This window comes from Ensifer adhaerens (genome assembly GCF_020035535.1).
In the GTDB taxonomy this organism is placed as follows: domain Bacteria; phylum Pseudomonadota; class Alphaproteobacteria; order Rhizobiales; family Rhizobiaceae; genus Ensifer.
This window is the reverse complement of the sequence record NZ_CP083349.1, coordinates 1,443,404-1,456,099: the sequence shown is the minus strand read 5'-3', so window position 1 is coordinate 1,456,099 and position 12,696 is coordinate 1,443,404. Positions and strand designations below refer to the sequence as shown.

Below are 12,696 nucleotides of genomic sequence, written 5' to 3'. Positions count from 1 at the left end.
GGCTCAGTATACGCCATCTTCTGCAAAACAGGGACATTGCAATGCGCTATCTGCACACGATGGTTCGCGTCAACAATTTGGATGCGGCCTTGAACTTCTACTGCACGCTTTTCGGCCTGACCGAAATCCGCCGTTACGAGAACGAGAAAGGCCGCTTCACGCTCGTTTTCCTCGCCGCTCCCGGCGACATCGATCGTGCACGCGGGGAGCTCTCGCCCTGCCTCGAACTCACCTACAACTGGGATACGGAAGAATATACCGGCGGCCGTAATTTCGGCCATCTCGCCTATGAGGTCGACGACATCTACGGTTTCTGCCAGCACCTGATGGAAAATGGCGTGACCATCAACCGCCCGCCGCGCGATGGCCACATGGCCTTCGTTCGCTCTCCGGACGGCATTTCTATCGAGATTCTGCAGAAGGGCGAAAACCGTCCGCCGCAGGAGCCCTGGGCTTCGATGGCCAATACCGGCGCGTGGTAAGCCCCGCGCAATTCTGACTGGCGATGATGCCTGTGTGCAGTCGGCAATTCCGGTTGGCATGGCCGAGTCGCCGATCAGCAGCAGCTATGAATGATCTGGGGCCCGGTCTATCCGGGCCTTTGCATGTTTGAAACATGCGGGCTCAAGGTTAGCGCCGGTTTACAAATCGCGTATCGTTGAGTATTTTTTCGCGCGAAACGTTGATGCCGGGTCCTATCCGCGATGTCTCGTGGCGGCGACCCCCTTTGTACTTGGCCTGATCTTTTCCCGTGGCGTCCTTTCGGGCCGCCGCGAGAAACACGAGTTTGTTTGTTCTGAGCGATGTTTCGGAACTGAGACTTAATGCATGACAGGGCGGGGCTTCGCCGATCATGCACGGAGAGCGGGGATAGGACGTTGCAACATCCGGAGACGAAGGGCGCAGTGCTCGCAAAGATTGCGCGGGCGGCAGCTTTGTCCGTTTCACTCCTGGCACTCTGCAGCTGCGTGTCGGCTGTTGCCGACGGTGACGTGGCCGCCGAGCTGGGACTCGAGGGACAAGCGGCACCTCAGACCGCCGAATCGGCCGAGCCGGGCACTGTCCGCGATGCGCAGGTGGCCGCCATGGGCAGCGATCCGCAAGCACAGCAGACCGCCACGGCACAGGATCCCGCGCAAGGCCAGCCCCTGACGATGCAGAGCACGGGCCTGAGTGCTGCAAATTCAAGCATTTATGGACGGGCCGCGGCGACGCAAGCCATGCCGGGCACCCAGCCGGAAGCCGCTGGAACGGTACCGGCGGACCAACCCGCCATGAACGCGACCACAAACAGCCTTTTCAGCGGTGGTCAGCGGCGCCCCCTGCCCATCATGACGCCGCAACAAGGCGCGGCAAACGAAACCTCCTCCGCTCCGTCGGGCACCGCGGTCGCCGCCTACGCGCCCACCGAAGCACAGGAGCATGTCCTTCCGGCATCCGTTCCATTGCCCCTGAGCGCCGAGGCCGCCGCCGGCGGGGAGAAATCGGCTGCACTTCAGGCCGTGGCCAATGCAGAGGTTGTACCAGCTGCGACTGAAGTGGCGATCGCGGAACCGACGCAGCCGGTCACAGAGGTCAACGAAAGCGACGGAGACAAGGAAGCGCCGAAGGCCTGGACACTTGCAACGCTGTTTGCCGGAAAGCGCAAGGAAAAGCAGCAGGAAACACAGCGCACAGCGCAACCGGCAGAAAGGAAGACGATTACCACCAGCAATGCGAGCCAGCCGCAGACAGCGTCCCTCGCCTACACGCTGCCAGGCGTCAAACTGAATACGCTCTATAACTTCGAGCATGAAGAGCATCTTAGCGGCGACGACGATGCTCCGGTTCAGGTCGCCTCGCTTTCGGGCCTGGCACGACTGGCCCCAAGCGGATTGATCCTGCAGACCGAGAAGGTCGATGCCGGCTGCTTCAAGCCCGAACTCATGCAGATGTTGAAGAAGGTGGAATCGCATTACGGCAAGCAGGTCATGGTGACCTCCGGTCTACGCCCCATCAAGGTCAACCGCGAGAAGCAGTCGCTGCATACGCGCTGCGAGGCGGCAGACATCCAGGTTCAGGGCGTCAGCAAGTGGGATCTGGCCGAATTCCTTCGCAGCGTTCCCGGCCGAGGCGGTGTCGGCACCTATTGCCACACGGAGTCGGTGCATATCGACATCGGCACACAGCGGGATTGGAACTGGCGCTGCCGGCGCGGCAAGGGCTAAAGCCAACCGCTTGTTTCCATGAGCTATTCCACAGACCCCGCCTCAAGAATCGAGACTGTGGAATTTTTACAGAAATATGAAGATTGTCGCTTGCGGTTCTCAAATCCTCTGGCTATAAGGCGCCCACACAGCAAGTGCGCCCTTCGTCTATCGGTTAGGACACCAGATTTTCATTCTGGGAAGAGGGGTTCGACTCCCCTAGGGCGTGCCACTGTGTCGATCTCTTCCCCCCGTAAAAATTGCTATTTCCACTGCCTGAAGCAGACGATTCCCGACTTCACGGTACCGTCGATTCCAGCCAGTCGGGCATCGGATTTTTCTCGCTGTTTTTAACAGGAAAAGCACGAAAATCCTGAGATTGGCGCTTGCGGTATCCAGAGTCGCTGGCTATAAGGCGCCCACACAGCGAGTGCGCCCTTCGTCTATCGGTTAGGACACCAGATTTTCATTCTGGGAAGAGGGGTTCGACTCCCCTAGGGCGTGCCACTGTGTCGATCTCCTCCCCCAAGAAATATCGCTATTTTCCGCTTTGAGACAGTGCCTTTCCGTCTCAGAAACGCTCCCGCTTGCGGCTTTCCGGTCGTCGGATTTTTCTCGCTGTTTTTAACAGGAAAAGCACAAAAATCCTGAGATTGGCGCTTGCGGTATCCAGAGTCGCTGGCTATAAGGCGCCCACACAGCGAGTGCGCCCTTCGTCTATCGGTTAGGACACCAGATTTTCATTCTGGGAAGAGGGGTTCGACTCCCCTAGGGCGTGCCACTGTGTTGAACCTCCCCTTGGATTTCAAGCTACATCATTACCGCCAGTTTGGGCGCGTGACCGAACGATCCCATTTCCAGCGCCCTGCCGGTGTCTGAGAAGACTATCGTCGTTTTCGCGGAAAAGGCTTAGTATGCGGTATGCGCGGTAATTCTCAGCGCGACGCGAGCCTAAAGGCGCCCATCGTCTAGCGGTCAGGACGCCGCCCTCTCACGGCGGTAACACGGGTTCGAGTCCCGTTGGGCGTGCCAATCCCTGCTCGCACCTGGCACCAGCGAACCACTTGATCTTAGACGAAGAGAACCGGGAGCCTCCTGCTCGACGATGTTACAGCGCCCTTGCAGCGTCCGTAACGCGAAGCTGCACGCGACGTTGCCCCTGCCAGAGATCCGCCGAGACCGAGCCTGCTACGTGAATGGACGCGCCGCGGCTCGCCAGCAGGAAGTCGCCGAGCGGCGTTTCCGTCGCCCGGAAAGCGATCCCGTCGAGCCGGCTGCCGTCCTGGCCTTCCAGCGTCACCTTGATGTGATTGGCGCCGACCTGCCGGCTGTCGCGCAGCCGGTGCTGTGGGAAGGCGAAGACCGGTTGCGGGTGTGCAGAACCGTAGGGACCCGCTTGCTCCAGGAGATCGATAAGCTCCAGTGTCGCGCCGGATGCTGCGAGCGCGCCGTCGACCTTGAGCGTCTGGATGGCGACCAGGTCGCGCACGGCCGCCTCTGCCCGTTCTTCAAAGAATTGCCTGAGCTTGCCGAGTTTCGCGCGCTCGACCGTGAGGCCGGCGGCCATCGCATGACCGCCGCCTTTGACGAGCAAGCCGCCATCAACCGCGGCGCGCACCATCTTGCCCATGTCGAAGCCGTTGATCGAGCGACCCGAGCCGGTTCCCCGGCCGTTCGGATCGAAGGCGATGGCGAAGGTCGGCCGGCGGAATTTTTCTTTGATGCGGGCGGCGAGTAGCCCGACGATGCCAGGGTGCCAGTTTTCCCGTGCGGTGACGATCACCGACGCGCCCTCGCCCGTGCCGTACTCGGCCAGTACCTCGGCCTCGGCCTCGGCCAGCATGGCGGCCTCCATGGCCTGCCGTTCGCGGTTGAGTTCATCCAGCTGCGCTGCGATCTTTTCGGCCGCGCCAGCATCTTCCATGGCCAGTAGGCGGCTGCCGAGCGCCGCGTCGCCGATGCGGCCGCCGGCGTTGATTCGTGGCCCCACCAGAAATCCCAGGTGATAGGGCGTGACTGGGCCGCCGATCGCCGCCTTCCTCAGCAACGCCGAAAGCCCGACATTGCCCATATGCCGTGCCGCTATCAGTCCCTTGACGACATAGGCTCGGTTGAGCCCCTTGAGCGGCACGACGTCGCAAACGGTCGCGAGCGCCACCAGATCGAGCTGCGCCAGCAGATCGAAGGATGCCACGCGGGGATCGCCGGCACTACGCAGAACGCGCAGCGTGTTGACCAGGACGAGATAGACGACGCCGGCGGCACAGAGATGCCCCTGCCCCGAAAGATCGTCCTCCCGGTTTGGATTGACGAGCGCGTGGCAAGCCGGCAGCGCCGAGCCGACCTGGTGATGGTCGATGACAACCACGTCGACGCCACGCTGCGCCGCCACGCCAAGCGCCTCGTGGCTCGTCGAGCCACAGTCGACGGTCACGATAAGCGCGGCACCGTTGTCGATCAACTGCTCGATCGCCGTGGGGTTGGGCCCATAGCCCTCGAAAATCCGATCGGGAATGTAAATCTCAGCATCGATGCCGAAATGACGGAGAAACCGGGCCATCAGCGCCGAGGAGGCGGCACCGTCGACGTCGTAGTCACCGAAGACCACAACCTTTTCGCGCCGCTTGATAGCCTGCGCCAGGCGATCTGATGCTTTTCGGCAATCGGTGAGCGTGTCGGGATCCGGCATCAGCGACCGAAGCGTCGGATCGAGGAAGCTTGCCGCATCGTCGAGCACGACGCCGCGGCCGGCAAGTACGCGACCCAGCAGATCGGAGTAGCCGTGGATCTGGCTGATGGCGAGCGCCCGGTTCTGGCCCGCCTGATCAAGTCGCGACACCCAGCGTTGTCCGCTGATCGACTGCTCGACGCCGAGAAAGGCCCGCTGTACCGGATCCACCAATTCTTCCATGCTCGTCCACCCGCCTGCGCTTAACTTTTCTTAGCGCATAACCTTGAAAATCGTGACCGTTTTTGGAACGGCATACACAGAGATCCATGTTTCGCGGACCTTCTCGGCGCCGCCCGACCCAAATGCGCGGACAAAAAAAGCCTCGCCGGCATTCCTGCATGGCGAGGCTCCAATCTATCGGTGTTTCTCAGCGCATCGCGCTGCATGCCTCACGGGTCGATGCCGCCCTCAGTTCGCTTTTGGGCGTTCGATGCGGATGACCTGCGGCTCGCCAACGAGATAGCCTTCGCTCTTGATCGCCTTGATGGCATCGCGAACAGAGTGCTCCGAGGTCGCGTGCGTGACCAGAATGATCGTCTGCGGTTCGCCGGTTTCCATCAACTGCTTGGAGTGCTGCATGATCGATTCCAGCGAGATGCCGTTATCGGCCATGCGGGTGGCAATGCTGGCGAATACGCCGGTGCGGTCTACGACCTTCAGGCGGATGAAGTAGCCGCCCTCGTGGCTCTGGATCTGCGCGCGCTTATAGGGCAGCAGCGCATTGGTCGGGCGACCGAAGGCCGGAACATGCTGGGCGCCGGGACGGCTCTTTGCAATGTCCGCGATGTCGCCAAGCACTGCCGAGGCCGTCGCGTTGCCGCCGGCACCGGGGCCGACCATCAAGAGTTCGCCGAGGATGTCGGATTCGATCGCAACCGCATTGGTCACGCCGTCGACCTGAGCGATGACAGAGTCATAAGGCACCATCGTCGGATGGACGCGCTGCTCGATACCGCTCTCCGTGCGCTGGGCAACGCCCAGGAGCTTGATGCGATAGCCGAGATCGGCCGCCGCATGAATGTCGTCGATCGAAATGTTGGTGATGCCTTCGAGATAGATGTCGTCGGCAGCGATCGCCGTTCCGAAAGCAAGGCTCGTGAGGATCGAAAGCTTGTGCGCGGTATCGTTGCCTTCGATGTCGAAGGCGGGATCGGCTTCGGCATAGCCGAGGCGCTGCGCTTCCTTGAGGCAGGCTTCGAAGGAAAGCTGTTCCTTCTCCATCTTCGTCAGGATGTAGTTGCAGGTGCCGTTCATGATGCCGTAGACGCGCGAGATCGTGTTGCCGGTCATGGACTCGCGCAGCGCTTTGATCACGGGGATACCGCCGGCGACAGCCGCTTCGTAGTTAAGCAGCGCGCCCTTTTCCTCGGCGATCTTCGCAAGCTCGATGCCATGGGCAGCCAGCAGCGCCTTATTGGCGGTGACCACGTGGATACCGCGCTGCAAGGCAGCCTTGACCGCCGAATAGGCCGGATCGCCGGCGCCGCCCATCAGTTCGACGAACACGTCGATGTCGGCGTCACGCGCGAGCGAAACGGCGTCTTCGAACCAGGCGGTCTTCGAAAGGTCGACGCCGCGATCGCGGTTGCGGTCGCGTGCCGTTACTGCCGTGGTCTCGATTGCCCGTCCGCACGTTGTCGCGAGCATCTCGTGACGATCCTGGAGGATTCGCACGAGCGAGGCACCGACGGTACCCAAGCCCGCAATGCCGATTTTGAGGGCATCTGCCATAGCCATTTCCTAACATGTAGAGGGCAAGCCACGAGGACCGCGGTGCCGGTGTGGAAGGAGGCGCGCCTCAAGCACGCCTCCTGACTTATTTCGTTAAGCGGGATGCGGGCGGAAAACCGGATACACTTTTCCTCATCCCGCTCCCATTACCTGTGCGCGTTGAGCGAGATGACGTTGTGCATCGTCTCGTCGGCGGTCGACAGGAATTTCTTGATGTTGCGTGCCGCCTGGCGAATGCGGTGCTCGTTCTCGACGAGAGCGAGACGCACGTAGTCGTCGCCCTGTTCGCCGAAGCCGATGCCCGGGGCAACCGCAACGTCAGCCTTCTCGACCAGGAGCTTGGAGAACTCGAGCGAGCCCAGATGGCGGAACTTCTCGGGGATCTTTGCCCAGGCAAACATCGTCGCTGCCGGCGGCGGAACGTCGAAGCCGGCCTTGCCGAAGCTTTCCACCATGACGTCGCGGCGGCGCTTGTAGACGTTGCGCACCTCGGCGATGTCGCTGCCGTCGCCGTTCAGCGCCTGCGTCGCTGCCACCTGGATCGGCGTGAAGGCGCCATAATCGAGGTAGGACTTCACGCGCGTCAACGCTGCGATCAGCCGCTCGTTGCCGACGGCAAATCCCATGCGCCAGCCCGGCATCGAGAAGGTCTTCGACATCGAGGTGAATTCGACGGTGCAGTCGATGGCGCCCGGTACTTCCAGCACCGACGGCGGCGGCGCGTCGTTGAAGTAGATTTCCGAATAGGCGAGATCCGAAAGCACGATGATGTCGTGCTTCTTCGCAAAGGCGATCACTTCCTTGTAGAAGTCGAGGGTCGCGACCTGCGCCGTCGGGTTCGACGGATAGTTGAGGATCAGCGCCAGCGGCTTCGGGATCGAGTGACGCACGGCGCGCTCAAGCGGCGGGAAGAAGGTATCATCGGGCTCGACCGAGATTGAGCGGATGACGCCGCCTGCCATCAGGAAGCCGAAAGCGTGGATCGGATAGGTGGGGTTCGGGCACAGGATCACGTCGCCCGGAGCGGTGATCGCCTGGGCCATGTTGGCGAAGCCTTCCTTGGAGCCAAGGGTGGCGACGACCTGCGTTTCCGGATTCAGCTTGACGCCGAAGCGACGGGCGTAATAGGCGGCCTGGGCACGACGCAGCCCGGGAATGCCCTTCGACGACGAATAACGATGCGTGCGCGGGTCCTGAACGACCTCGCAAAGCTTGTCGACAATCGACTGTGGAGTGGGAAGATCCGGATTGCCCATGCCGAGGTCGATGATGTCAGCACCGGCCGCTCGCGCGCTTGCTTTCAAACGGTTGACCTGTTCGAAAACATAGGGCGGCAAACGCCGGACTTTGTGAAACTCTTCCATCTCCAAACCTCGTTTGGCGCACGCTCCCGCCAGCGGCTCAAGCCTTCGCGAAACCGTGCGCTGTGGTGAACGGCCGTCCTTGCGGCCATTGAACGCTTTGCGTCCAAATCACCGGAAAGGCAAGCTCTAATTCTGGATCTCTTTGAGCGTGTCGGCACCGTGCTGTTCGGCGAGCGTGCGCATTTCCTTAAGCCGACGCTGATATTCCGCTTCCGAGATCGCGCCGGACTTGCGCGCAGCGCCGAGCGAAGTCAGGCGCGCCTGCATATCGGTCGCCTCTTCGTTGGTCATCTGTGTCGTCGCTGCCGGCTTCTGGCCGTACACCGAAGGATAGTTTTCGAAGTTGGCCCCCTGGCTGTTGCAGCCAGCAAGCGTGCCTAGCAGAAGGATCCCGGCAACCCAGGTGATGGAACGCTGTTTTCCGACGGCAAGCATACTGGAGACGACCTCTGTTTTGACGGCGCGACGATGCGCTAGCCCTTGTAATCATTTTCGGGCAGAATGTAAAAATACAAAACAAACAAGATGCTGTGGAGGAAGCCGGGTGACAGCAGAGAGGAATGCGGAAGGCACCGCTGGCAAGGACGGCTTCGCGGGATTCGACCCCAAATCCGTCGAACCTTACATCGTCAAGGACCCGGAAAGCCTCGCCGTCAACCTCGCCCGCGCCATGGAACAGCTCGGCAAGGCGGCCTCCGCCTGGCTGGCGCCGCGTGAATCGGGGCAGAAGTCCGACGTCTTTTCCGAGCCGGTCACCGACATGGTGAAGACGCTCTCCAAGGTTTCCGAATACTGGCTTTCCGATCCGCGCCGCACGCTCGAGGCACAGACGCATCTGATGGGCAGCTTCTTCGAGATCTGGTCGCGGACGCTCCATCGCATGTCCGGCGATGTCGAGGCGGCAGAGCCGACCGCTCTCCAGCGCAACGACAAAAGATTTACCGACGAGGATTGGGTGAAGAACCCGTTCTTCGACTTTATTCGGCAAGCCTATTTCGTCACCTCGGATTGGGCCGAGCGCATGGTCGAGGACGCCGAGGGGCTCGACGATCATACCAAGCACAAGGCGGCGTTTTACGTCCGGCAAGTTTCGAGCGCGCTCTCGCCCACCAACTTCGTCACCACCAACCCGCAACTCTATCGCGAAACCGTCGCGTCGAATGGCGCCAATCTCGTCAAGGGCATGCAGATGTTCGCCGAGGACGTGGCCGCGGGTCGTGGAGACCTTAAACTGCGGCAGACGGATACGAGCAAGTTTGCGATCGGCGAGAATATCGCGATCACGCCCGGCAAGGTCATCGCCCAAAGTGATGTCTGCCAGGTGCTGCAGTATGAGGCGACGACCGAGACGGTGCTGAAGCGACCGCTGCTGATCTGCCCGCCGTGGATCAACAAGTTCTATGTGCTCGATCTCAACCCACAGAAATCCTTCATCAAGTGGGCTGTCGACCAGGGTCACACCGTGTTCGTCATCTCCTGGGTCAACCCGGACGAGCGGCACGCCACCAAGGACTGGGAAGCCTATGCCCGCGAAGGCATCGGCTTTGCGCTCGACATCGTAGAGCAGGCGACCGGGGAACGGGAAGTCGACGCCATCGGTTATTGCGTCGGCGGAACGCTGCTGGCCGCAACGCTTGCCCTGCATGCCGCCGAAGGAGACGATCGCATCCGCTCTGCAACCCTGTTCACGACGCAGGTCGATTTCACCCACGCGGGCGACCTCAAGGTCTTCGTCGACGAGGACCAGATCCGCCAGATCGAACAGAACATGAGCGTGACCGGCTATCTCGACGGCTCGAAGATGGCGACCGCCTTCAACATGCTGCGCGCCTCCGAACTGATCTGGCCCTACTTCGTCAACAATTACCTCAAGGGCCAGGATCCCCTGCCCTTCGATCTGCTCTACTGGAATTCCGATTCGACCCGGATGCCGGCTGCCAACCACTCCTTCTATCTGCGCAACTGCTACCTCGAGAACAAACTCTCGAAGGGCGAGATGATGCTGGCTGGGCGAAAGGTTTCGCTCGGCGACGTGAAGATACCGATCTACAATCTCGCGACCAAGGAAGACCATATCGCTCCGCCGCGCTCGGTTTTCCTGGGTAGCTCCTCATTCGGCGGCAAGGTCACCTATGTGCTTTCCGGCTCTGGCCACATTGCCGGCGTCGTCAACCCGCCGGACAAGGGAAAGTACCAGTTCTGGACCGGCGGCGCGCCCAAGGGCGATTTCGACGACTGGTTCAAGGCCGCGAAGGAAACGCCGGGATCCTGGTGGCCGCACTGGCATCAGTGGATCGAAAAACTCGACAAGAGACGCGTTCCGGCCCGCAAACCCGGTGGGCCGCTGAATTCGCTCGAAGAAGCTCCTGGCTCCTACGTTCGCGCCCGGGCATGAAACAGCTGCAGGAACAATCTTGATCTTCGATCCACCGCTCGCACAGGCAACCCTGGTGCAGCGCTACAAGCGCTTTCTCTTCGATGCGATCCAGCCCGATGGCGCGGCGTTGACCGGATCCTGCCCGAATACCGGTTCGATGCGCGGACTGACCACACCGGGATCGCGCATCTGGATGTCGGAACACGACAGTCCGACGCGGAAGTACCGCCACATGCTCGAAATCGTCGAAGCCGATGGAACGCTGGTAGGAATCAATACCGGCCTGCCGAACCGGCTTGCGGAAGAGGCCATCCGGTTGGGGCTCGTTTCCGATCTGCACACATACCCAGGTTTCGCGCGGGAACAGAAGTATGGCCGGAACTCGCGGATCGACATCCTGCTCAGCGACCCCGAACGCGGCCTTGCCTATGTCGAGGTGAAGAACGTACACTTCAGTCGCACGGCCAATCTCGCAGAATTCCCCGATAGCCCCACGGCTCGTGGCGCAAAACACCTCGACGAACTCGGCGACATGGTCGAGGCCGGTCATCGCGCCATCATGATCTATCTGGTGCAACGTGACGACTGCGACCGCCTGAGAATCTGCCGCGACTTCGATCCCGTCTATGCGCAGGCATTCGACCGCGCCATCTCCCGCGGGATCGAAGCCTATGCCGTCAAATGTCAGGTTTCGCCAACGCAAATCCGTCCGACCGGATTGATGGCAGTGGACGAAGGCGCCCTCGCTGCTCTATGAAATCCGACTTGGAACAAATGAAAGCTTTGGAATGGTGACTTACATCGAGGCAGGGTCCGCCCCCTATAAAAACACCGGCGTTATCCGGCTCTACGGACCGGAAGGTTTTGAAGGCATGCGCAAGGCCTGCCAGGTGACGGCGCGCTGCCTCGACGAACTCGTTTCGCGCGTTCAGCCCGGCGTCACGACCGACGAGATCGACCGCTTCGTGTTCGAATTCGGCATGGACAATGGCGCCCTGCCCGCAACGCTGAATTACCGCGGCTACACGAAGTCGTCCTGCACCTCGATCAACCACGTCGTCTGTCACGGAATTCCGAACGACAAGCCGCTGCGCGAAGGCGACATCGTCAACATCGACGTCACCTATGTCGTCGATGGCTGGCACGGCGATTCGAGCCGCATGTATCCGGTCGGCGAGATCAAGCGCGCGGCCGAACGGCTGCTCGATGTCACCCATGAGAGCCTGATGCGCGGCATTGCCGCCGTTCGACCGGGCGCGCGTACCGGCGCCATCGGCGAGGCGATCCAGACCTATGCCGAAGCGGAACGCTGCTCGGTGGTCCGCGATTTTTGCGGCCACGGCGTCGGCAAGCTCTTCCACGACGCCCCGAACATCCTGCATTACGGCCGCGCCAATGAGGGCCCCGAACTGCGCGAGGGAATGATCTTCACCATCGAGCCGATGATCAATCTCGGCCGGCCGCATGTGAAGGTACTCTCAGACGGTTGGACCGCCGTGACCCGCGACCGGTCGCTGTCGGCGCAGTACGAGCACACGGTCGGCGTGACCGCCGATGGATGCGAGATTTTCACACTGTCGCCAGCTGGCCTCTTCAAGCCCGGCGTCAACACACTCGGCGCCGCATGAAGAAGCGTCCTGTCTCCCCTGACGGCGATTTGGCGCCATCGGCGGACGAGAGGACGTTTTTTCCGCAATTGCAACTGGACGGGAAACCGGCGACGAAGAAGGCGCCGGAACCCGAGGCGCACTACCATGGCCATCGCGACCGTCTGCGGACGCGTTACCGGGAACAGGGCGACGCGGCGCTTGCCGACTATGAAATCCTGGAATTGCTTTTGTTTCGGCTGATCCCGCGCAAGGATACCAAGCCGATCGCCAAGGCCCTGGTCGCCCGTTTCGGCACGCTCGCCGGCGTCTTCGGCGCACCGATTGCGCTGCTGCAGGAAGTGAGCGGCATCGGCGAGGCTGTCGCTCTCGACCTCAAGCTGATTTCCACGATCGGCCATCGCACCCTGAAGAGCGAACTTCGCCAGAAGCAGCTTCTCTCGTCCTGGAGCGCCGTTATCGACTATTGCCACGCGGCGATGGCCTACGAGACCAAGGAGCAGTTCCGCATCCTGTTTCTCGACAAGCGCAACACGCTGATCGCCGACGAGGTCCAGCAACAGGGTACCATCGACCACACGCCTGTCTATCCGCGCGAAGTGGTCAAGCGGGCGCTGGAACTCTCGGCCACCGCGATCATCCTCGTCCACAACCACCCCACTACCCCCAGTTCGATCACGTTGGATCACGCTCAAGCGCA

The 12,696-nt window shown here is 61.4% G+C and carries 9 protein-coding genes, 4 tRNA genes and 1 pseudogene; 10 read left to right on the top strand and 4 right to left on the bottom strand.

The annotated features are described in order from the left end of the window. Nucleotides 1–41 precede the first annotated feature (41 nt). The 6 genes from LAC81_RS07130 (at nucleotide 42) to LAC81_RS07105 (ending at nucleotide 3,218) form a co-directional block, all read left to right on the top strand. Nucleotides 42–482 (top strand): VOC family protein, encoded by a 441-nt coding sequence (locus tag LAC81_RS07130; protein ID WP_113537103.1) that lies wholly within the window; start codon nucleotides 42–44, stop codon nucleotides 480–482. 396 nt (nucleotides 483–878) lie between these two features. Next, on the top strand, nucleotides 879–2,207 hold the full coding sequence (locus tag LAC81_RS07125; protein ID WP_223727250.1) for a YcbK family protein: 1,329 nt from the start codon (nucleotides 879–881) through the stop codon (nucleotides 2,205–2,207). A gap of 136 nt (nucleotides 2,208–2,343) precedes the next feature. Beyond that, nucleotides 2,344–2,418, top strand: a tRNA-Glu gene (locus tag LAC81_RS07120). A 200-nt stretch (nucleotides 2,419–2,618) separates the two neighbouring features. Beyond that, a tRNA-Glu gene (locus LAC81_RS07115) sits at nucleotides 2,619–2,693 on the top strand. A gap of 199 nt (nucleotides 2,694–2,892) precedes the next feature. Beyond that, a tRNA-Glu gene (locus tag LAC81_RS07110) sits at nucleotides 2,893–2,967 on the top strand. 176 nt (nucleotides 2,968–3,143) lie between these two features. After that, a tRNA-Glu gene (locus LAC81_RS07105) sits at nucleotides 3,144–3,218 on the top strand. Between the two features lie 76 nt (nucleotides 3,219–3,294). Here LAC81_RS07105 and recJ read toward each other — a convergent pair. The 4 genes from recJ to LAC81_RS07085 all read right to left on the bottom strand — a co-directional run bounded on the left by recJ (nucleotide 3,295) and on the right by LAC81_RS07085 (nucleotide 8,447). Further along, nucleotides 3,295–5,097 (bottom strand): single-stranded-DNA-specific exonuclease RecJ, encoded by a 1,803-nt coding sequence (recJ, locus tag LAC81_RS07100; protein ID WP_223727249.1) that lies wholly within the window; start codon nucleotides 5,095–5,097, stop codon nucleotides 3,295–3,297. 228 nt (nucleotides 5,098–5,325) lie between these two features. Next, nucleotides 5,326–6,648, bottom strand: coding sequence for a homoserine dehydrogenase (locus LAC81_RS07095; protein ID WP_223727248.1), 1,323 nt, complete (start codon nucleotides 6,646–6,648; stop codon nucleotides 5,326–5,328). Between the two features lie 146 nt (nucleotides 6,649–6,794). Continuing rightward, nucleotides 6,795–8,012: an LL-diaminopimelate aminotransferase gene (locus LAC81_RS07090; RefSeq protein WP_113537505.1), complete on the bottom strand. Its 1,218-nt coding sequence runs from the start codon at nucleotides 8,010–8,012 to the stop codon at nucleotides 6,795–6,797. 126 nt (nucleotides 8,013–8,138) lie between these two features. Next, nucleotides 8,139–8,447 carry an SHOCT domain-containing protein gene (locus tag LAC81_RS07085; RefSeq protein ID WP_223727247.1) on the bottom strand — a complete coding sequence of 103 codons (309 nt, stop codon included), beginning with the start codon at nucleotides 8,445–8,447 and terminating at the stop codon, nucleotides 8,139–8,141. On the opposite strand from LAC81_RS07085, the gene phaC reads away from it, so the two are divergent. From phaC to LAC81_RS07065, 4 genes and pseudogenes are all read left to right on the top strand, one after another. Next, nucleotides 8,419–10,407 carry a poly(3-hydroxyalkanoate) polymerase subunit PhaC gene (gene phaC, locus LAC81_RS07080; RefSeq protein WP_419195807.1) on the top strand — a complete coding sequence of 663 codons (1,989 nt, stop codon included), beginning with the start codon at nucleotides 8,419–8,421 and terminating at the stop codon, nucleotides 10,405–10,407. The two genes, LAC81_RS07085 and phaC, sit on opposite strands and share 29 nt — an antisense overlap. A 19-nt stretch (nucleotides 10,408–10,426) precedes the next feature. Beyond that, complete coding sequence (gene sfsA, locus LAC81_RS07075) at nucleotides 10,427–11,146, top strand: DNA/RNA nuclease SfsA (RefSeq protein ID WP_223727245.1); 720 nt, start codon at nucleotides 10,427–10,429, stop codon at nucleotides 11,144–11,146. A gap of 31 nt (nucleotides 11,147–11,177) precedes the next feature. After that, a complete protein-coding gene (map, locus tag LAC81_RS07070) occupies nucleotides 11,178–12,017 on the top strand; it encodes a type I methionyl aminopeptidase (RefSeq protein WP_223727244.1) in 840 nt (279 codons plus the stop codon). After that, nucleotides 12,014–12,682, top strand: a pseudogene (locus LAC81_RS07065) (JAB domain-containing protein); the annotation flags it as partial. The gene map and the pseudogene LAC81_RS07065, both read left to right, overlap by 4 nt. Nucleotides 12,683–12,696: the final 14 nt, after the last annotated feature.